Here is a 21,300-nt window from a genome sequence, read left to right as displayed (position 1 = left end):
TATGTTGAAGGAAGAAGAAACGCTTCGTTCTTCCCGCGCAGCACGCGACGCCGGCTTCCTTCCTAAAAAGCTTCTGCTTATCAAATAAAAAAACCTGAGCGATCGAAAGAGACACGACGCCCTCTTTCTTTCAGCTCAGGTTTTGCCTGCCGGACAGTCACAATCCTGTGGAATGATTTTTTTGTCTGCTTGTCACCCGTTCCAGATGGAGGGTGAGAAAGACGATCTCCTCTTTCGATACACTCCGTTGATACGTCTCTTCCATGTACGCTGCAATCTTGTTGGCGCAGCGGAACGCATCTTCATACTTCTTTCTCACCTGCTCGTATAAGAAATCGTCCGGATCGGCCGGCGGAGCCCGTTCCTGCCGAATAACACGGTAGGCAAAGAAACGCAGATGCGTCAGAAAGCGTTCGTAGTTCACGCTGGTCTCGTCCAGCTTCATACGGAAATGATACGTCACGATCGTCAGGATGTTCTGCACGATCTTGGTGACCTGTACCATGGAACTCATGTCTTCGCTTCCGATTTGACTGTTGAGCAGGTGGAGCGCAATGGAGGCTGCCTCATCTTCGCCGAGCCGGACGCCTGTTGCCCGTTCAATCCTGTCGAGCGCTTCCACTCCGGCTTCATATTCTTTCGGATAAAATTTTCTCACTTCCCATAAAATCGGGTTCTGCAGCTCGATCCCCTGCTTTTGCCGGGTCACCGCGTAGCTGATATGATCCGTCAGGGATACGTAAATATAATCGTCCAGCGAAGCATCCAATGTCTCTGCAGCAGCCGAAGCGATCTCTTCTGCCAGATGAAGGTACTGCTCCGGAACGTCGGTCAGCAGTTCCGCCAGCTTGGCCGCCATCCCTTCCCGCTGCAGAATAAACGTTTTGTCCACCTGCTCCGGATCGAGAACATCTCCTTTTTTCTTCTGAAAAGCGATCCCTTTTCCCATCACTACCAATTCCTGATTCTGCTGGTCATAGGTCAGTACGACATTGTTGTTGAAAACCTTCGCAATCTTCACAGCTCCACCTCCTCTCCTGCACCTTGGTTACATCCCTTTTGGAGCATCCACGTCCGGGCTGCTGACGCTTCCTAAAGCCTCCGGCCGCTTTTCAACGAAAAAAACCTACGCCGGCGGAAGGAGGGGGAAACACGTCCCCCTTTTTCGCCGTGCGTAGGTTTTGCCTGCCGAACAGTCACAATCCTGAGCATGTAATCGGTTTCTTTATGTTGTCTGTAAATATAGCAGATTCCGATCAACGTGTCAAAATCTTTTTGCCTCGTCCTTGTTTCAGTGAGGGTACTGCTCCGCAGAGGACAGCGGCATATCAGCGCTGATCCTGCTTCCATCTGGCTGATTCCACCTGGCTGTGCGACAATGAAGAAACAGAGAGCACATGATGACAAAGGAGCCGTGGCATGATTTTACATAAACAACGATTTACGTTTACACGAATCGGCGGCGAGCTGCCGCTCTGGGTGGAGAGTATCGGCCTGAATCCGCAGGAAGAGGCATTCGACCGACCGGAAGGCTATCCCTACTATCACTGGCTGCAGACGCTCGAAGGGAGCGGCACGTTTCAGATAGAAGGAAGGAACGTCCAGCTCCCGGCCGGCCGCGGCGTCATGATGACGCCGTACACCCCGCATGCCTACTATCCAGAGGGAGAATGGGCGACTGCTTATGTGACCTTCAGCGGCGCTGCTGCTCCTGCGGTATTGGAAGCGCTCCAGCTGAACGTCTCTACCGTCTATGCCACCTCAGAGGAGAGCAGCGTTTCCGATACGCTGCAGCAGATGATGCATACCGCGAGGAAAGACCTGGACTTTGCCCGTCCGGAGCTCTCCACGCAACTGTACCACTTCCTGATGGAGCTGCAGCAGTCGATTCAGCCGGCCGGCCGGCAGTCGCTATCGGCGGCAGCAAGGAGAATCCGTCCGATTGTGGACTGGCTGGAACTTTATTATGCCGAGGACCTCACCCTCGATGATATCGCTTCCTACGCCGGCGTCAGCAGTCAATATTTGAACCGGCAATTCAAGGAGGCATTCGGTATCAGCCCGTACCGATTCCTCATTCAACTGCGGATCCGTCGGGCCAAAGAACTGCTCCACGCGAATCCCGAGCTGACGATTGAAAAGGCGGCCTCGCTGACCGGCTTCCGCGATGTCAGCCACTTCATCGGGACATTTCGTCGAGTGGAGCGGGTCACCCCGAAAGCCTACCGGGATATGAACCGCCGCGGCTGACCTGGTTTCAGACAGCCGCATTTTCTGTTCAGACTCCTGCATATTCACCCTCTGCCGCATACGGTAGAATGAAAGAAAGACGAAGGAGTGAGGATCATGACAAAACCTTTTAACCCGCTGTTCGGAAACCGCATGCTGCACGGTGCAGACTATAACCCGGAGCAGTGGCTCGCCTATCCGGATGTATTTGAGAAAGATCTTGCCTACATGAAAGAAGCGGAAGTGAACGTGGTATCCGTCGGCATTTTCTCCTGGGTCAGCCTGGAGCCGGAGGAAGGGCATTTCACTTTTGAGTGGATGGACCACGTCCTGCACCGCCTTGCGGAGGAAGGCATCTCTGCTTTTCTCGCAACACCAACAGGAGCCCGGCCGGCCTGGATGTCCCAGGCGTATCCGGAAGTGCTCCGTACGACGCCGGAACGTTTCAAAAACCTGCATGGCGAACGGCACAACCACTGCCCTACGTCGCCTGTCTACCGGGAGAAAGCCGCCATCATGAATCAAAAGCTGTCTGAACGCTATGACGGGCATCCGGCTGTAATCGGCTGGCACATCTCCAATGAATACGGCGGCGAATGCCACTGTGCGCTCTGCCAGGAAGCGTTCCGCGAATGGCTCCAGGACCGCTACGGCACGCTGAAAGCCTTGAACCATGCGTGGTGGACCACGTTCTGGAGTCATACGTATACCGACTGGTCCCAGGTCGAATCGCCGTCTCCGCTCGGAGAACAGTCCGTGCACGGACTCGTTCTGGATTGGAAGCGGTTCGTCACCGACCAGACGATTGATTTCTATCTGAAGGAAGTCGACGCTGTTCAGAGCACCGGTTCCAGCCTCCCGATCACGGCCAATTTCATGGAGATGGAGCTGTTTGAAGGCCTCGACTACTGGAAATTCGCTGAACATGTCGATTTCGTCTCCTGGGACAGCTATCCGGACTGGCACACGCCGGGCAAAGAAGCTCCGACTGCTTCCTGGACGGCCCTGAACCATGATATGATGCGCTCGCTCCGCCACGGACAGCCGTTTCTCTTAATGGAGAGCACGCCGAGCATGACGAACTGGCAGCCGATGAGCAAGCTGAAAAAACCGGGAATGCACGAGCTCTCGTCCCTGCAGGCCGTGGCACACGGATCTGATTCGGTCCAGTATTTCCAGTGGCGCCAGAGCCGCGGTTCCAGCGAAAAATTTCACGGCGCTGTGATCGGCCATGACGGCACGAACCGGACACGGGTCTTCCAGGATGTGAAGCACCTCGGCACGACGCTGACAACTCTCGGTGATATCGCCGGAACAACGGTCCAGGCAGACGTCTGTATTCTTTACAGCTGGGCTAACCTCTGGGCCGTCAAAGAAACGCAGGGACCGCGGAATGACGGCATGCACTACGAGGACACCCTTCGCGAACATTACCACGAACTGTGGAAGCGCGGCATCAACATCGATTTCCGCAAACCGGGGGACGACCTGAGCCGCTATAAACTCGTGATCGCCCCGATGATGTACATGCTGACCGAAGCAGAAGCCGCCGTGCTCCGTGACTATGTCCACGCAGGCGGACAGCTCCTTGCCACTTACTGGAGCGGCGTTGTCGGTGAAAGTGACCTCGTCCACCTCGGCGGGCGCGTCCGACCGCTAGCCGAAGCGCTCGGCGTCGAACCGCTTGAAATCGACGGCCTGTATGACGGCGAGCAGAATACGGTCTCCTTCACCGGCGGCACGGGCAGCGTGTATGACCTGTGTGAAATTACAGAGACGAACGGCGCCGAGGTTCTCGGCACATACACGTCCGATTTCTATGCGGGGAGTCCTTTCCTCACGAAGCATGCCTACGGCGGGGGCCTCGGCTGGTACGTTGCTGCCCGGCCGGACGCGCACGCGCTGGACCGCCTATACTCCCTGCTGCTTGCCGAAGCAGACGTGCAGCCGCGGCTGCAGGTGCCTGAAGGCGTATCGGTATCGGTGCGGGAGGATGAGGAAGCGGAATACCTCTTTATCATGAACGTCACCGGAGAACCTGCCGTCGTAGATCTATCTTCCGAACAGCTCGACGATGTGCGCACAGGAGCGGCTCTTCCAGCCAGCCTCCACCTGGATGCCTACGATGTACGCGTCGCTCGAACGACAAACTAATCCTCGGCCGAAGAAGGCCCCGAAGCAGCCAGTGGCTCTCCTAAGCGAGAGCCGCTGGTTTTTTACGTTCGTAAGGTGTCCTGGCGGAAGACGTCGGTTTTCCGGTGGAGGGGGGTGCTTTTTTGTCTCCAGATGTCCCCAACGTTGCTGACGGCCCACGCCTCTTCCTCCCTCCTCTTTCGACTCCAGCTGGTTATGTGAATAATTTCACAAAAATGTCATCACCCTTGTCGTTTTCAGCTGCACGTTCATAGTAAAATGAAAGAAGAAGGGAACGAAAGGAACGTGATGAACGATGACCGAGCAGACGATTCCCGTAGAACAGTTCCAGCGTATCCGCCGGGAAATGACACGTTTTCTGATGACGTACCAGTTTGCCATGGACGAGCTGACGACGAAGATTGAGATTCTTCAGCAGGAATTCCACTACTTAAATGACTACAACCCGATCGAACATGTCGCCTCCCGGCTGAAAACACCGGAAAGCATCATCGAGAAACTGCACCGCAAGTCGCTGCCGGTATCTCTGTCGTCTATCCGGACAAACATTCAGGATATTGCCGGCATCCGTATCAACTGCTCCTTCCGCCAGGACATCTACGAGGTGAGCCGTATGCTGCTTCAGCAGCAGGACATCGCACTGATCGAAGAGAAAGATTACATCCGGAAGCCGAAAGAAAGCGGGTACCAGAGCCTGCACCTGATTGTGAGCATCCCGGTGTTCATGTCGGACAGAACGGAACGGGTCCCGGTCGAGCTGCAGATCCGCACGATCGCCATGGATTTCTGGGCCAGCCTCGAGCACAAAATTTTCTACAAATACGACCGGGACGTGCCGGAGCGGCTGCGGGCCGAGCTGCAGGAAGCCGCGGCTACAGCTGCCGTGCTTGATCAAAAGATGGAGCGGCTTCATCAGGAAATGCAGGAGCGCCGCGGGGAAGAGGAAGAAGAGAACGTCGTGGATCTGCTGCTGCGGGAGCGCGCTCTCCAGCTTCCAGCTTCGCTGCTCTCCGGGGAGGAGAGCCACCGCTGACGAACCACAGCGCACCGCGCACGAAGCCGCCTTCCCCCTGCAGAAAAAGCGTCTACATTCCTATCACAGAACGAAAACCACCCCGCCTGGACCTCGGTCCGGCGGGATGGTTCGGTTTCGTGATAATAAGGGGAGCAGCATCAGCGCTCGACGACGAGCTTGCCGATCATGCTGCCTTCTTCCACCCGCTGGTGCGCCGCCCGCATGACGTCAGCTTCAAGGGGCCTCTTCCGTTCTGTAAGGGTGGTTTTCAGCTCGCCGCTCTCAAACAGGGCAGCGGCTTCGGTGAGCAGATTATGCTGCTCGATCATGTCGTCTGTCTGATACAACGGCCGGGTAAACATGAATTCCCAGGCGAAATAGGCGCTTTTGTTTTTCAATATGTTCATGTCCAGCTCTTCCGGAGATTCAACGATCGAACAGAACCCTCCCTGGGGCTTCACGAGCTCTCCCGCTGCCGGAAAGTGAATGTGAGTCGAATTCAGGCAGAAGACATTGTCCACTTCGTTGAAACCGAGCGCGCGCACCTGTTCACCCATATCTTCATGGTGGTTGATGATGTAGTCGGCTCCAAGCGACTCTGCCCAGTTGGAAGTCTCTTCCCTGGAAGCTGTTCCAATTACCGTCAAACCGGCCCATTTAGCCAGCTGCACAGCAATCGAGCCGACACCGCCGGCTGCACCGATCACCAGGATGGTACGGTCTTTGTTCGTCTGTGGATCTTTAGGAATCCCAAGACGTTCAAACAAACCTTCCCAAGCTGTAATCGTCGTCAGCGGCATGGCAGCAGCTTCCGCGTAATCGAGCGACTCCGGCTTGCTGGCTGCAATCCGTTCATCCACGAGCTGAAAATCGGCGTTGCTTCCCTGTCTGTCGACAGACCCGGCATAGTAAACGTCATCCCCGGGCTTGAACAAAGTGACAGCCTCGCCCACTTCTGTAACGGTTCCTGCAGCATCCCAGCCGAGAATTCTCGGGCTCTCCTCTTTTCCTTCTTTCGGTGAGCGGATTTTCGTATCCACCGGATTGATCGATACCGCTTTGACTTCCACAAGGATATCGTGTCCGGCTGCAGAAGGACGATTCACCTCCACGTCCTGCAGGCTTTCCGGGTTTTCCGCCGGAAGGTATTCATACAGTCCAACAGCTTTCATGAGAACGGCCTCCTCTATTCGAAATATCTTTTTCCTATTCCCTTCCTGTGACGACGTTCAAACAAAAGATCATCCATTCGGGTGTTATCCTGCGTGCTGCTGCACGTTTCTTCCTTCTTTTTGTTCCGGCGGCGGTGAGAACGACGAGAAAGCCGACGGACGGATGATCCCGAAAAAAGGCTGCCGTTCTGCAGCGGCGTACGCTTTTTCCTCAGCCGACCACATGCATAAAGCCCGCGAAAAGGAAGCTTAAGGATCAAGGGAAAAAGGGTATAACATAGGTAGGTGAACATATCGTCCGCATGCGAGGGACGACCCGGCGGACGTGAAGAAAAACACCTGCGCCGTTTGCTTTTCGAACAGCGGGAGAGACGGTCCTCGTTTCTTCTGACATGCAGCCATCTTTCTCGCTGCCTATCATGGAGGCCTGACAGAAAGCTGGACAGCGCTCCTATCACTGCCAGGATCGATTTGAAGAAAGGGGGGAGTACGTTGCGCGTGACATCCCATGGCCGGCTCCATCAACTCGCATTTTTCCCTCGTATCTTCCCAGTTAATTGTTACCTTGTGGAGGAGGAAGACAACCTGACGCTCGTCGACACGGGGCTTTCCTACAGCTGCAGGTTTATTCTCGGGGCTGCGAAAAAAAGGAACAAACCGATCAAGCGGATTGTGATAACTCACGCCCACAGCGACCATGTTGCGAGTCTGGACCATCTCGCAAAAGCGCTCCCGAACGCCTCGATTTACCTTCCAAGAAGAGAGTTGAAGCTGCTGCACGGAGACCGGACGCTCCTCCCTACGGAACCACAGGCACCAGTCAAAGGAGGCTTTATTACGAAGATCCGGACCCGACCCGACTACCTTCTTAAAGAAGGGGACTACGTGGGCTCTCTCCGCGTCATTCCGCTTCCCGGACACACGCCCGGTATGATTGGTCTCTTTGATGAGCGGGACCGCACGCTGATTGCCTCTGATGCGTTCCAGACGCAGGGGGGCGTTTATGCTGCCGGTGATACATGCTGGCGTTTTCCCTTCCCTTCCTTTGCTACATGGCACCTGCCGACGTCGCTTGATTCTGCGAGAAAAGCAGCCGCCTTAGAGCCGGAACTGCTGGCGGTCGGACACGGCCGGCTGCTTCATCGGCCGGGAGAAGCAATGAAAAAAGCGGTACAGCGCCTTGAAAAAAAAGCGAGCCTGCGGCTGGAAGAATTTTGATTCATTCAGGGCGGCACCCTGTTGACAACGACAAATAGAACCCGTATGATAAGGGATACAGTAATTGAACAGACAATACTGTAAACCTAATACGCAGGTTCCATGTAACAGACTATTAGCGCTGATTATAGAGCCGAAAAGATTGCCTCTGCACGAGAGGTCTATTCTTTTCGGCTCTTTTTTATTTGGATGTTTTTCCTACCCTCTCAGGACCAGCAGCTGCAGATTTGGACATACTACGCAGGATAGAAAGGAAGGATCCATCGATGACCTATTTCGTCGATCATGCCGAACAGCGCGTGCACCTCAGCCTTTGCGCCGGAGACCGCTGCGGCTTTAACAGCACACCAGCCCATGCACGGGAGTTCACGAATTCAGAACAGTATGTGACTTCCCTGATTCAGCAGGGATTTCTACGATGTGAACAATGCGAATCCATGAACATCATGCAGAAGTAAATAAGATGATCGCCGGTCAACGTCATGACCGGTTTTTATATGTCTAAAATAAGTACGATATAGCCGATATCTTTCGACAAATCCCAGTCGACAAACGTTTCTTTAATTTGTTGATTCAACACCTTCTCCAAATCCACTTCCGCAAGTGCTTCTTTCTCCACCGGCCTTTTGGACAAGACGAGCTCCCTGTCATAGCCGTCTTTGACGAGCTGTTTCTCCACACGGGTCAATATTCCGTGCCGCTCAGCCAGCACTGTACGGTTATTCAACCAGTACACATTCGTTTCCTTCGGCGGCTTTTCCGCCAGGGCACTGGCACGGCAGAACTCGTCGATCAGTTTCTGGCGCTCAATATGAACCGGCCAATCCAGCGAATCGTGGATGGACTCTTCCAGAATACCGATGATCACGCCGGATTCACGGTCCAGATCCCAGTCGGACTGGAAGGTATTGACACGGAGACTCGTCATTTCGAACACTTCTTTACGCATGTCCTGCTCCAATTCGTCAATCATCAACCCTCTGGTCGAGAGGATGCGCTCATTCTCCTTCTGTTTCAGCAGAACTTTTTCCATAGGATGAAGAAATCCCTGCAGATAGGCAGTAAAAAACGGCCCTTTGACGGTCACATAGACAGATTCAGGGCCTCGTCCGAAATGTCTGCGCATTAATTTCGAGAACTTCGAACTGACATCTGATTCCACCGGCTTTTTCTGTACCATGGTATTCCCTCCTTTCCACATCCGCTTTTTTTATGTGGTTGTCGATGTTTTTCCCTGAAACCCCGGCACTGAAACCTCTTTCGTGTCTCCAATCATTGCAGATCAGCCGAGGCGCTGAAACGGCTCCTGCCCCTGCGGATCTGCGCCGTAACGGTTCTCCCCTTCCTGCCCATCCTGCAGCATGAAGTAGAAATAGACGAATACACCGACCAGCGGGATCAGCAGAATAAAGAACCAGAATCCGCTTCTCCCGGTATCATGCAGGCGCCGGATGGAGACCGAAATATTCGGCAGCAGCTGTGCCAGACTGTAGAGCCCGGAGATGCTGCCTGCAGCACCAAGCACGGAATCGGCAGCGATAAAAGCAGCAATAATCGTAAAGTTAATGACTTGAAAGGTCCAGTATTCCTGGCGTCTCGACCTTCCCTGAAAATTAAGCATAGATGCAAATACATGAATATACCAGCGCAAGTGTGTCCCTCCTTCTTTTCCTCCTCCATTATACGAGGCAGAACACACAGGTGCCACAAGAAAAGTGTGAGAAAGAAAATGGAAATCACCGAATATTTCCCGGGAAATATTCGGCTCCATGACGATGCATACGTCAGCCCCGCAGCTGGTTCACGATGACTGCGGGGCTCTTCTTCGTGCCTTTATTGTTCCGGTTTCAGCCGTTCGACATCTTCCTGCCACCGCTGCATGCCTTCGTCCAGCGTCCAGCTTCCTTCTCCTCGGTCAAAACGGGGCATCGTCTCCATCCGGATCAGCATGGACGCCGTATCTTCTGCTCCTGCTTCGAGCAGCTGCTGGACCTCCAGCAGCGATACCATCTTTTTCATCAATGGTTTCACGTACCTCGTCTGCTCTGCTGCCGGCAGTTCCAGGAGCCCCCGGCACGACTCTTCCAGTTCTTCTGCCATCGCTTTGACCACGGCGGCTTCCTCCAGTCCCGAAGCCTCGAAGGACGCAAGCAGCCGCGAGAAGAACTGTTCGTGGACGCCGGTTTTGTTCATCAGCCGCAGCACCTCGAGCCCGAGGATGTTACGTGTCCCTTCCCAGACTGTCAGCACCTGAGCATCCCGCAGCAGCCGCGGGGTGACAAAGTCTTCAATGTAGCCGTTCCCGCCCAGCATTTCGACAGCCTCATGAGCGAAATGAATCGCCTGATCGGCGCTCTCTTCTTTCACTAATGCTACAAGCAGGCGCAGGTAGGCATCCTCCTCCTGTCCGTTCGTCCAGGCTTCAAACCGGTCCGCTGTGTAAAAGACGGTGCGCACTTCAGCCTCCAGCTTCACCGCCAGCCGGGTGAAGGTATCCTGCACCATCGGGAAATCCGTCAGTCTGCTGCCGAAAGCTTCTCGGCCGGACGCATACTGCAGCGCTTCGCGGTACGCCCGCCGCATGATACCGGCAGATGCTGCTGCGTTGCAGACGCGGGAAAGATTCAGAGCTTCCATCATCATCGACAGCCCTCTAGTTTCTTCGCCGATCATCCACGCTTCAGCTCCGTCGAACTCCACCTCTCCAGAAGGGACGGCACGGACGCCGAGCTTGTCTTTGAGCCGGCGGATCGACAGCCGGTTTTTGTCCGCGCCTTCATACCAGGGTACCGCGAATAACGACAGACCTCTGCTCCCGCCCCCGCTTTCCGGAGTCCGCGCGAGCACCATCATGACCTCCGCCCGGCCGGCATTGCTGGCGAAATATTTTTCACCGTACAAGCGGTACACACCCGGGCGGTCCGGTTCCGGCAGCGCCTCTACTGCGTTGGCACCAACATCGGATCCACCCTGCCGCTCTGTCAGGAACGTCGCTCCCTCTTCCAATTTTTCCTCACCGAGCGCTGTCACACCGGGAAGAAACTTAGCACGTGCCTCTCCTTCAGCATAGCGGTCGAGCAGATAGGCCGAGGCCATCGTCAACGTCACGGGACAGTAGAAACCGGGTTCACTCTGGGATACCAGGTACCCTTGAAGGAAAGAAAAAACATACCCGGTCGGGGCGCCGAGTTCCGGCACATCCCGGAACACGCCACCGACGATCCCGGCACCGTAGATATCCGCCGCGGTCCGGGCATACCCTTCATCGACCCGAACGTAGGACTGTTCTCGCCCGTACGCATCGTATTTGAACAGCTTCGGCTCTCCTTCCCGGTCCGTAAACGCCGCACGGCGGTCCATCTCGTTGTACACATAGCTTCCGAGCCACTGCAGCTGCTTTTGCGCCCATGGCCGGTGCTCCTTCGGCACATACGTGTCCACGAGTTCCTGCAGCAGAGGTTCTTCTTGAAATATGGCAGTCATCTGTATCATCTCCTCCAGCGTATCATGGGATCTACGCTATGCTTCTCCATGCAGCGCTACCAATCCTCTTTTTTCTCGACATTATGCGTGACTTCTCCTTCGATTCGCAGCGAGCGGTAGATGGCTACCAAGAGGGCCAGCATGATGATCGTGAATGGAAACGCTGTAATCGTAGCTGCTGCCTGCATCCCATCCAGTCCGCCGCTCAAAAGTAGAACGGAAGCAATCGCGGAAATGAGTAACCCCCAAACCAACAGAATTTTCCGCTCCGGCTGCAGATCTCCGTTTGACGAAAAGACTCCCAGCACATAAGTAGCGGAGTTCGCGGAGGTTACGAAGAAGATTGTAATTAGGATCAACGCACCAATACTAAAGATAAAACTTCCGGGCAGTTGTTCCAACACAAGAAAAAAGCCAGCTTCCGGTTCCTGAAGCACTTGGTCCGAGATCGCTGCATTCCCCTGAAGCTCTGCATAAAGCCCGGTACCACCAAAAGCGGTAAACCACATCAACGTCAGCAGCGTAGGTACAAACAACACGCCGATGATAAACTCCTGCAGCGAGCGTCCCCGGGAAACACGGGCAATAAAGGTACCGACAAAGGGGCTCCAAGAAATAACCCAGGCCCAGTAGAAAAGTGTCCAGTCCCCTTTCCACTCGTTCTCCCCATATGGATTCATATCCAGGCTCATCTGTGGAAGACCGGAAATATACTGTCCCAAAGTAACGACACTGTGTTCAAGGATAAATAAGGTCGGTCCGAGAAGCACGACAGCAGCCAGCAGCACACCGGCCAGCGTCAGGTTGGATATACTAAGCCAACGCATTCCCCGGTTGATTCCAGATAGCACAGAGGTTAGAAAAATAATCGTAACAACGGCGATTATGACAAAATAGACGACGTTGCCAGCCTGGATATCAAACACTGCTTCCAGTCCGCTTCCGACCTGCAGGGTGCTCATGCCAAAGGAAGTCGCTATGCCAACCGTTGTAGCTGTAATCACGATGATATCAATCGCTTTGCCTGGCCACTGGTGTATTTTTTCTCCTAATACAGGATAGAACGCTGAACTTACAAGACCGGGCAGATACTTCCGGAATTTAGCAAACGCGAGACCAAGTGCAACAATCGCATAAATACTCCACGGGTGAAGGCCCCAGTGAAACAACCCCCACAGCAGCCCGTCCTCGGCTGCGGCCATTGTTCCAGGCTCTCCTCCTTCCGGTGGTGGTTCCTGAAAATGGGACAGGGGCTCCCCCACTCCCCAAAACACAAGACCAACCCCCATACCAGCAGCAAAAAGCATGCCGAGCCAAGTGAAATAACTGTATTCCGGCTGCTCCTCTTTATGTCCCAGCTTCATGTGTCGATATGGACCGAATCCGAGAAAGAGGCAGAAGCCGACGAAAACCGCTGTGGCCAGCACGTAGAACCAGCCGAACTGTTCGATCATCTCCAGCATGAAAAACTCCATCACCCCGGTCATACCAGATGGATCGACGGCTCCCCAGACAACCAAGGCGGCAATCAGCGCGGCCGACAAAAAGAAAATATGATGAGACTCCCAGTACGCTCGCAACCGTGACAATGACCTCTCTCCTCTCTCTTTTATCCCTCTTATTCCACACCGGACCTTAAGGCAAACGTTCCCTCTTTGAACGTGCCAGCAGCAGACTTCCTGATGGTGCGGGCGCGGCAGACAGAACCTCCGTTCAGGAAGCCTCGTTTTCGCCGTTCCTTCCAGGAAGAAGTATGGAAGGTGGGAAGCGGGTCGATCGGATGCCTGGTTGAGTCGCTCTGTACAGGGATGCGGGCGGCCTGCAGCGGCGGACGCGCCGCAGTCTCCCTGCTGTAACATGTTCCTGCAAAGAAAAAAATAACCGCTCCCGGATTGTGTTCTCCGGGAGCGGTCTCTTCGTGCAGGGATTCAGTTGCCTTTGTGGACCGGAAACAGGTCGTACAGGCTGCTTGGATGAATGACGAAGTTTTCCAGGTCGCTGCTCACTCCGGCGAGATGTTCCCGGTGATAGAGCGGCACCATCGGCACGTCGTTCATAATGATCTGCTGGGCATCGTGATAAAGCGCAAGCCGCTCCTCGTCCTCTTCTTCCTGTCTTGCTGCTTCCAGAAGCTCATCCACGTCTTCGTTATCGTAGAATGTGCGGTTCCCGGAGATACCGTGATTGCTGGAGTGGAACACCGGATACAGCCCGTAGTCCGCATCGCCTGTCACGGTGCCCCAGGAGCTGATGAACATCGGTGCTTCCCCATCGGAAATGTAGTCCCGGTGCACGCCGGCTTCGAGAGATTCAATCTCGAGGTCGATGCCGATGGGCGCCAGCTGCGCCTGCAGTATCTCCGCGATATCCCGGTCGACACGGGAATCATCGATCCAGATTTCCGTCTCCAAACCATCTTCATAGCCAGCCCCGGCCAGCAGCTCCTCCGCTGCTTCCAGGTCTTCTTCGATTACGTCCAGGTCGTCAGAAGAACCGAACACCGGCGGGGCGAGCGGGCCATCTGCCTGCAGAGCCGCTCCGCCGATCGCAGAGGAGATGATGTCTTCTTTGTTCACTGCTTTCGCAACAGCCCGACGAACGTCGGCATCATCGAACGGCGCGAGCTCCGTCTGGAAACCGAGGTAGGCGAGCGAGGCGCTGTCATAGCGGGCCACATCGGTATCTTCATTTTCCTCCAGCCGCTCGACATCGTTTGGATTCAAGTGTCCGATCACATCGGCTTCCCCGGTCTCCAGCTCACCGACGCGCGTCAAATCTTCAGGAACGACCTCGAACGTCAGATGCTCCGCTCCTGCTTCCCCGCGCCAGTAGTCTTCATTCTGCGTCAGTTCGTAGTAATCGCCCGGCTCCTGCTCTTCCAGTTCGTAAAAACCGGTGCCGACCGGGTTCTCCGTGACGACGCTGCCAGGGTCTTCTCCTTCGCCGACAGCGGCGTAATCGGCTTCGATCACGTCCGGGCTGATGATCTGTCCGGCCGGATGAGCAAAGTGGGTGCGCAGCGGGGCGAACGGATACTCCGTGTGCAGCTGCAGCGTATGATCGTCGACGATATCGACTTCTTCGATCATGTCGAACATAAAGGCGACCGGCGAACCGAGTTCCGGGTCCAGCATCCGCTCGATGTTGAGCTGCACCACTTCCGCATTCAGCTCTTCCCCGTCATGGAACACGATGTCTTCCTCGAGTTCGATTTCCCATGTCTCCGGCTCGATCTGCTCAAAGGAAGTAGCCAGCCCCATATGAAGATCCAGGTTTTCGTCTGTCATCACGAGCGTGTCATAGATCGCCCGTTTCACGTTCAGTGAATAGTGATCGTTCCCGAAGTGCGGATCGAGCGACTGCGCGTCCGCCTGCATGCTGATCGTCAGCCCGTCGGCCTCCTCTTCCTCATCAGCATCGTTCTCCTCGTTGTCATTTTGTTGATTTTCCGCAGCTTCTTCGGCCCCGCCGCTTTCTTCTTCGACCGGCTCTCCCTCGCCGGCGCAGGCAGCTAAAAAGAATACTCCTGCAAGTGCTGACACTTTTTTCATGATGAACTCCCCCTGTTATCTCGTAAGTATGTCCGTTATTTTATATGACAAAGCACATAAAGTAAATGAATTTACTCGGATTTAAATAAATCTGACAATGGAAAGCGCTTGCTTTCCGTTCAAACAAGAACAAAATCGCGAAGCGCCTATTTGTCGGAACGGCGTGCAGAATCGCTGCAAGCTTTTCAAGGGAAGAACAGGTTCTTCGTTCTTCCCGCGCAGCTTACGATGCCGCCGTCTCCTTTTATGAAAACTTCTACTTTTTAAACTACAAACAAAAAAGCGGAGGGCCATGGCAGCAGGCCTCTCCGCTTTTTCAATGCATGTGTTATTTCGTCCAATCAGGAACGGGTCACGGTCCCTCCCGCTGCTTCTACTGCTTCAAGAATGCGGCTGCGCTGCTGAGTGACGCCGCCGCCCATACTCAGTTCGTAGACCGTCCCTTCGTTCGTATGTATCTTCAATCCATCATACGACCTGCTGCCGCCTTCTTCTTCTGTCAGGAGTTCCACGACGTCGATGTCTTCCCAGGCATATGCGCGCTCTTCCAGCGTCCAGACGTCATTGTAGACAAACTGATCGTCATCCATGTAGAAATAATGCATCAGGCCCACGTAGGCCACCGGAAGAGAAAACACCATCAGGAACAGCGTCACTGCACCACCGAAAAGCGGGTGATGTCGATCCCACAGCGATTTGAATGCAAAGTAAAGGATCCCTGCAGCAGTCACGATAAGAAAGCCTGCGCCGACGATCAAATAGGCGGCGGATGGATGTTCAAACAAAAAGGCCCCCGGGTCATACATGAACAATTCCTGCGCAAAAATAACGAGGACCGCCGGAACAAGGATGGATGATATCCCTGCAATCACCACCAGAACAATCACCAGCTTATCGATATCGTCGTTGTCGATCCAGTCTATTAGCCGCTTCATCAACAGTCCTCCCTCTTCCTGTTCTACGAAAGAAGAGAGAGGGGGTTTCACATTTTTCTTTTTGAACAAGAATGGAGAGCGTCCGTTTCAAGCGGTCAGGTCTCGTGCCTTCTGGCTGAAATGTCGTTCATGACTTCAAGCGCGGAGCGTCCGTCAGTCACCTGAGCCCTTCTGGTTTCCGGCTGCCGGGGCAGCCGCCGAATGAGGAACATGATTGATGGTCTTCGATTTGCATCGGCACCTGGTTCTGGCGCAGAGCGGTCGTTCACGGCCCCGGCTCGGACGTTCAGCGTCTCCCGGCAGTCGCTTGGCAGCGCTCCGCGGTCGTAACGTCGTCAGCAGCGGTCACTCACGGGCTGGGCGGTCACTCCGACGCCCGCAGCGGTCACAGCACGGGCCGGCTCGGTCACTCCAGCGAAGCGGGCAGTCATTTGACGGCGGTGCCAGGGGTCCCCCGATCCACGTTCCGCCACTCATTCGCTGACGTCTGCCTGCGCCGGCAGGCTTTTATGTTCTGCATTTCACAAATATGCCTATCCTCCCTGCTTCTGCATGAAATAAACGGGGCTTTCGTATGTAAAATAACGAATATTCCGTGACTTATTGCAAGCGCTGTCATTTGCGGGTATGATGTAACCACTTACACGTCAAGTCATCAGATGACCTGCTCACCTGCTTGACAATCGATGGAAAAGCGTGAAGAATAGGAGGAAATACGATGTCAACAACGATGTTAACTTTGATTGCTTTAACTCCGATCATTTCCGTGCTGTTGTTTCTTGTGATTTTACGATGGCCGGCGAGCCGGGCGATGCCGCTCTCTCTTGTCATCACCGTCCTTGTTGCGATGACGATCTGGAACGTCCCCGCTGCTCAGATCGGCGGAGCCATGACGAACGGGGTCGTTTCTGCCCTGGAGATTCTCTTTATCGTGTTCGGGGCGATTCTGCTTTTAAACACGCTTCGAGAAGGGGGCGCGCTCGATACGATCCGGCAGGGGTTTACCGACATTTCTCCGGACCGGCGGGTGCAGGCGATTATTATCTGCTGGCTCTTCGGTTCCTTCATTGAAGGGGCGTCCGGGTTCGGGACGCCGGCTGCCATTGCTGCACCGCTGCTTGTCGCGATCGGATTCCCCGCGCTCGGTGCCGTTATGGTCGCCCTGATCATTCAATCCACCCCCGTTACATTCGGTGCGATCGGGACACCGATCCTTGTCGGCGTGAGCAGCGGGCTCGAAGGCATTACCGGCTATACGCCGGATCAGCTGACGGAAATTACCCAGCACGTCTCCATTCTTCATGCTATTATCGGTTCGTTTATTCCTTTATTCATGGTGGCGATGCTGACCAAATTTTTCGGAAAAAGCCGGTCGTTTACGGAAGGGCTTGCTGCCTGGAAGTTTGCGCTCTTTGCCGGCGTCGCCTTTACCCTTCCCTACGTGACGATTGCTGTCTTTCTCGGACCGGAATTCCCGTCGCTCTTCGGCGGCCTGATCGGGCTGGCGATTGTCATCCCGGCAGCCCGGCGCGGCTGGTTCCTGCCGCGGCAGGTGTTCACCTTTGAGAAAGAAGAAGACTGGGAGGAAGACTGGAAAGGCACGTTGAAAACCGAGCCGATCAGTACGACATCACGTGTGTCGATGGTCCGGGCCTGGGTGCCGTACATGCTGGTCGGCGTGCTGCTGATCCTGACGAGGCTGGAGGCGCTGCCGTTCCAGGCGATGCTGCAGCAGTTCGTCATTGATCTCGGCGAGCCGTTCGGCGGCGGGGTCGGGGTGGATTCCACACCGCTGTACCTGCCCGCCACGATTCTTGTTGCCGTGTCCCTGATCTCGATTGCTATCTATAGGATGCCATTGAAGCATTACGCCGTCGCCGTGACTTCCGCGTTCAAAACGGTCGTCGCGGCCGCCGCCGCACTCATTTTCGCCGTGCCGATGGTACAGGTGTTCATCAACAGCGGGGTGGAGACGAACGAGTTCGGGACGATGCCGTTCCAGCTGGCGCTGGGGGCTGAGTCCGTGTTCGGTCCGCAGTGGCCGATGGTGTCGTCAGTGATCGGCGCGCTCGGAGCGTTTGTTGCGGGAAGCAATACGATCAGCAACATGATGTTCTCCGGCTTTCAGTATGAAACGGCCGAGCTGATCGGGGTGACCGGGACGACGACCGTGGCGCTGCAGGCGATCGGTGGTGCGGCCGGGAACATGATCTGTGTGCATAATGTGGTGGCGGCGAGTGCGGCCGGTGGTGTCACGGGTCGTGAGGGGACGCTGATCCGGCGGATGCTGATTCCGACGGCGTACTACGTGCTGTTTGCCGGTGCACTGGCGTCGGTGTGGTTCTACGGTTTTGGGTTCAATATTGGCAGTGTGATCCTCGTCGCGATCATCGGGTCGCTGATCTATGCTGTCGTCCGCGGTGCCCGTCACAGCAAGGAAGAGGCGGAGCTGCGCAAATCTGCTTAACCTTCAGGAGGAAGATACATCATGAACGTTGCCCTGTTTTTAACCTGCCTTGGAGACGCGGTCTACCCCGCGTCTGTTGGGCGTTCTACCGTTGAAGTGCTCGAGCGCCTCGGCTGTGAGGTCGATTTTCCGACGGCCCAGACGTGCTGCGGGCAGCCGGCGTTCAACAGCGGCTACCACGAAGATGCGAAAAAGGCGGCACGCCACATGATCCGGACCTTTGAAGACGCCCCGTATGTCGTGACGCCTTCCGGTTCGTGCGCGGTGATGTTCCGGGAATATCCGCACCTGCTGCGGGACGATCCGGAATGGCAGCTTCGTGCGGAGCGGCTTGCTGCAAAAACGTATGAGCTGACGCAGTTCATTGTGGACGTGCTCGGCGTCGAGGATGTAGGCGCTTCTCTGCCCGGATCGGCGACGTACCATACGTCGTGCCATATGACTCGGCTGCTCGGCGTGACCGAAGCACCGATGAAGCTGCTTCAGCACGTGAAAGGACTCGACTTTCATGAGCTCCCCTACAAGGAGCAATGCTGTGGGTTCGGCGGGACGTTTGCGGTGAAAATGATGCCGATCTCCGAGCAGATGGTCGATGACAAAGTAGATTATGTTGAAGAAACCGGCGCAGAATACTTGATCGGCGCTGACCTCGGCTGCCTCATGAACATCGGCGGCCGGATCGAACGGCGCGGCAAAGAGGTGAAGGTCCTGCATATTGCGGAAGTCCTCAACCAGACGGAAGGAGCAGGGTAACGATGGGTATCCAGATTAACAACGATCCGTTTTTTGAACGGGTAGAACGCGGCATCGACAATCACTTCATGCGATCGGCCGTCTCCGGCGCACAGGACCGGCTAGAGGGGCGGAAAACGACATCGACCTCCGAACTTGACTGGGAAGCGTGGCGCGACCATTCCGAAGAGATCCGCCAGCACACGCTGGAGCATCTCGACTTTTATTTGAACCAGTTCGCCGAAAACGTCGCAGCCCAGGGCGGCCACGTCTTTTTTGCGGAGACGAAGGAAGAAGCAAATGAATATATCCAATCCGTCGTGAAGAAAGAACATGCACAAAAAGTCGTCAAAGCGAAGTCGATGGTCACGGAAGAGATCGGCATGAACGAAGCGCTCGAGGAAGTCGGCTGCAGCGTCGTGGAGTCGGATCTCGGTGAATGGATCCTGCAGCTCGATGACCACGATCCGCCGTCGCACATCGTCGTGCCGGCTCTGCATAAAAACAAAGAACAGATCCGCGACACGTTTGAAGAAAAACGCGGCTACACCGAGTCCTCCGATCCGGAAGCGCTCGGCCGCTTCGCCCGGGAACAGCTGCGCCAGGATTTTCTCGAAGCGGAGGTCGGGATTACCGGCTGTAACTTTGCCGTTGCAGAATCAGGTGCCGTCTCCCTAGTCACGAACGAAGGGAACGCCCGCATGGTGACCTCGCTGCCGAAAACACAGATCAGCGTCATGGGCATGGAGCGCATCGTGCCGACGTGGGAAGAACTCGACGTGCTCGTGACGATGCTGTGCCGCAGCGCTGTCGGTCAGAAACTCACGAGCTACATTACCGGCCTGTCGCCGGACGGCGGCGAAGGCAGCCACGCACCGGAAAACTTCCACATCGTCATCGTCGACAACGGCCGCTCGAAGATTCTCGGCACGAAGTACCAGAGCGCCCTGCAGTGCATCCGCTGCGCCGCCTGCATCAACGTATGCCCGGTGTACCGGCATATCGGCGGACATTCGTACGGCTCAATCTATCCAGGACCGATTGGCGCAGTGCTCACACCATTACTGGAAGGCTATGACGAGCATAAAGAGCTCCCTTACGCCTCCTCGCTCTGCGCGGCGTGTACGGATGCCTGTCCGGTGAAAATTCCGCTTCATGAACTGCTCATTGAACACCGCCGGGACATCGTCGAAGAATACGGCGGCGGAGATACCGGAGAAAAATGGGCGATGAAAGGATTCGGCTATGCGGCGAGTCACCCTTCCCTCTTTCAGATGGGAGCCAAGTCGGCCTCGCCGGTCATTGGCGGCGTCAGCAAAAAGGAAGGGGTCGGCCCAGGTCCCATGAAGCGGTGGACAAGCCTGCGTACGCTGCCTGCCCAGCGCGGAGACAACTTCCGTTCCTGGTTTAAAAACCGCAGGAAAGGAGAATCGTCATGACGGGATCGATTCAAGGAAAAGAGAAATTTCTGCAGAACATTGCCGACCGTTTCGGCCGTGAAGAGCCAATCACGTCCGGCGTCGAGGTTCCTGAGTGGCAGAACCGGCCGCAGGACGCAGTCTACGCCGGGCTGAACCAGGCCCAGCTGCAGGAAAAACTGATCGAGCACTGCGACGTGATTCATACGACGGTGGAAACGACGACGAAAGCGGAGCTCGCGGACGTCGTGGAACGGGCTTTCGCCGACTACGGCACGGCTCCGGTCGTCTACTGGGATGACCCGCGAATGGAGCACTTCGGTCTCGCCGACAGACTTGCATCGCGGCCGGATACGCACCGCTGGGATGAAAACGATCCAGACCTCGCCGTCGCCCAGGCGGCTGACGCGAAAATCGGCCTCACCTTTTCGGACGTGACGCTGGCGGAATCCGGGACGCTCGTGTTGTTCAGCGGCCCCGGCAAAGGCCGGGCGGTGAGTCTCCTGCCGGAAGGGCACATTGCGCTCATTCCACGCTCGACGATTGTGCCGCGGATGACGCAGGCCGCCTCTATCATCCACGAGCGGCAGCAGGAAGACGGCATCGTCCCGTCCTGCATCAACTTCATTTCCGGTCCGAGTAACTCGGCCGACATCGAAATGCGGCTGCTCGTCGGGGTGCATGGGCCGGTGCGGGCGCATTATATTATTATCGAAGATGCGTAGCACAAGGTTACGCCGACACGTCATTCATCGATAGCAGCAGCGCCGGGACGTTTCGTTCCGGCGCTTTTTGCTGGGGAGGAGCATCACTGGATTCGTTTGGCGAGGTTTTCCTGCGGGGCGGTGGGCTTCGTCCCGTACCTCGACGTACCTCTAGCCTCCTGTGGCGCACTTGGCCCTCTGTGGCACGCTTTTTGCCCGGGG

General features: G+C 55.6%; 17 protein-coding genes. 9 read left to right on the top strand and 8 right to left on the bottom strand.

Annotated features, from left to right (window positions below; genetic code table 11):
* Positions 1-157 precede the first annotated feature (157 nt).
* On the bottom strand, positions 158-1,021 hold the full coding sequence (licT, locus tag G477_RS0115095) for a BglG family transcription antiterminator LicT (protein WP_026698634.1): 864 nt from the start codon (positions 1,019-1,021) through the stop codon (positions 158-160).
* Between the two features lie 398 nt (positions 1,022-1,419).
* Here licT and G477_RS0115090 point away from each other — a divergent pair, with 398 nt between their 5' ends.
* The 3 genes from G477_RS0115090 (at position 1,420) to G477_RS0115080 (ending at position 5,416) form a co-directional block, all read left to right on the top strand.
* Positions 1,420-2,250: an AraC family transcriptional regulator gene (locus tag G477_RS0115090; protein ID WP_026698633.1), complete on the top strand. Its 831-nt coding sequence runs from the start codon at positions 1,420-1,422 to the stop codon at positions 2,248-2,250.
* A 96-nt stretch (positions 2,251-2,346) separates the two neighbouring features.
* Complete coding sequence (locus tag G477_RS0115085; protein ID WP_026698632.1) at positions 2,347-4,383, top strand: beta-galactosidase; 2,037 nt, start codon at positions 2,347-2,349, stop codon at positions 4,381-4,383.
* A 295-nt stretch (positions 4,384-4,678) separates the two neighbouring features.
* Positions 4,679-5,416, top strand: a complete 738-nt coding sequence (locus G477_RS0115080; protein WP_026698631.1) for a GTP pyrophosphokinase — start codon at positions 4,679-4,681, stop codon at positions 5,414-5,416.
* 140 nt (positions 5,417-5,556) lie between these two features.
* Here the strand turns inward: G477_RS0115080 and G477_RS0115075 are convergent, their stop codons facing one another.
* On the bottom strand, positions 5,557-6,570 hold the full coding sequence (locus G477_RS0115075) for a zinc-binding alcohol dehydrogenase family protein (protein WP_026698630.1): 1,014 nt from the start codon (positions 6,568-6,570) through the stop codon (positions 5,557-5,559).
* A gap of 498 nt (positions 6,571-7,068) precedes the next feature.
* Here G477_RS0115075 and G477_RS0115065 point away from each other — a divergent pair, with 498 nt between their 5' ends.
* Together G477_RS0115065 and G477_RS0115060 are read left to right on the top strand one after the other, a co-directional pair.
* Positions 7,069-7,788 (top strand): MBL fold metallo-hydrolase, encoded by a 720-nt coding sequence (locus G477_RS0115065; protein ID WP_415783237.1) that lies wholly within the window; start codon positions 7,069-7,071, stop codon positions 7,786-7,788.
* Positions 7,789-8,054: 266 nt separating this feature from the next.
* Positions 8,055-8,246: a hypothetical protein gene (locus G477_RS0115060; protein ID WP_026698628.1), complete on the top strand. Its 192-nt coding sequence runs from the start codon at positions 8,055-8,057 to the stop codon at positions 8,244-8,246.
* 35 nt (positions 8,247-8,281) lie between these two features.
* On the opposite strand, the gene G477_RS0115055 is transcribed toward G477_RS0115060, so the two are convergent.
* From G477_RS0115055 to G477_RS0115025, 6 genes are all read right to left on the bottom strand, one after another.
* The gene (locus G477_RS0115055; RefSeq protein WP_026698627.1) at positions 8,282-8,968 is read right to left on the bottom strand and encodes a Na-translocating system protein MpsC family protein; all 687 of its coding nucleotides are present in this window, start codon (positions 8,966-8,968) and stop codon (positions 8,282-8,284) included.
* Between the two features lie 102 nt (positions 8,969-9,070).
* Positions 9,071-9,439, bottom strand: a complete 369-nt coding sequence (locus tag G477_RS0115050) for a DUF805 domain-containing protein (protein ID WP_205622345.1) — start codon at positions 9,437-9,439, stop codon at positions 9,071-9,073.
* 182 nt (positions 9,440-9,621) lie between these two features.
* Complete coding sequence (locus tag G477_RS19830; protein ID WP_051288091.1) at positions 9,622-11,271, bottom strand: acyl-CoA dehydrogenase family protein; 1,650 nt, start codon at positions 11,269-11,271, stop codon at positions 9,622-9,624.
* Positions 11,272-11,327: 56 nt separating this feature from the next.
* The gene (locus G477_RS0115040; RefSeq protein ID WP_245575558.1) at positions 11,328-12,860 is read right to left on the bottom strand and encodes a BCCT family transporter; all 1,533 of its coding nucleotides are present in this window, start codon (positions 12,858-12,860) and stop codon (positions 11,328-11,330) included.
* Positions 12,861-13,199: 339 nt separating this feature from the next.
* Entirely contained in the window at positions 13,200-14,822 is a 1,623-nt protein-coding gene (locus G477_RS0115030) for a glutathione ABC transporter substrate-binding protein (protein ID WP_026698624.1), read from the bottom strand.
* A 341-nt stretch (positions 14,823-15,163) separates the two neighbouring features.
* Positions 15,164-15,757, bottom strand: coding sequence for a hypothetical protein (locus G477_RS0115025; protein ID WP_026698623.1), 594 nt, complete (start codon positions 15,755-15,757; stop codon positions 15,164-15,166).
* A 718-nt stretch (positions 15,758-16,475) separates the two neighbouring features.
* On the opposite strand from G477_RS0115025, the gene G477_RS0115020 reads away from it, so the two are divergent.
* Genes G477_RS0115020 through G477_RS0115005 form a run of 4 tightly spaced genes read left to right on the top strand, consistent with a single transcriptional unit; the run spans position 16,476 to position 21,099 of the window.
* On the top strand, positions 16,476-18,224 hold the full coding sequence (locus G477_RS0115020; protein WP_026698622.1) for an L-lactate permease: 1,749 nt from the start codon (positions 16,476-16,478) through the stop codon (positions 18,222-18,224).
* A gap of 21 nt (positions 18,225-18,245) precedes the next feature.
* Positions 18,246-18,977 (top strand): (Fe-S)-binding protein, encoded by a 732-nt coding sequence (locus tag G477_RS0115015; RefSeq protein WP_026698621.1) that lies wholly within the window; start codon positions 18,246-18,248, stop codon positions 18,975-18,977.
* A 2-nt stretch (positions 18,978-18,979) separates the two neighbouring features.
* Positions 18,980-20,395 (top strand): LutB/LldF family L-lactate oxidation iron-sulfur protein, encoded by a 1,416-nt coding sequence (locus G477_RS0115010; protein ID WP_026698620.1) that lies wholly within the window; start codon positions 18,980-18,982, stop codon positions 20,393-20,395.
* On the top strand, positions 20,392-21,099 hold the full coding sequence (locus tag G477_RS0115005; protein WP_035212170.1) for a LutC/YkgG family protein: 708 nt from the start codon (positions 20,392-20,394) through the stop codon (positions 21,097-21,099). The genes G477_RS0115010 and G477_RS0115005 overlap by 4 nt, the downstream gene beginning before the upstream one ends.
* Positions 21,100-21,300: the final 201 nt, after the last annotated feature.

It is taken from the genome of Alkalicoccus chagannorensis DSM 18086 (assembly GCF_000429725.1).
Classification (GTDB): Bacteria; Bacillota; Bacilli; order Bacillales; family Salisediminibacteriaceae; genus Alkalicoccus; species Alkalicoccus chagannorensis.
Note: the sequence above shows the minus strand (reverse complement) of the source record. Positions and strands in the feature narration are given on the sequence as shown.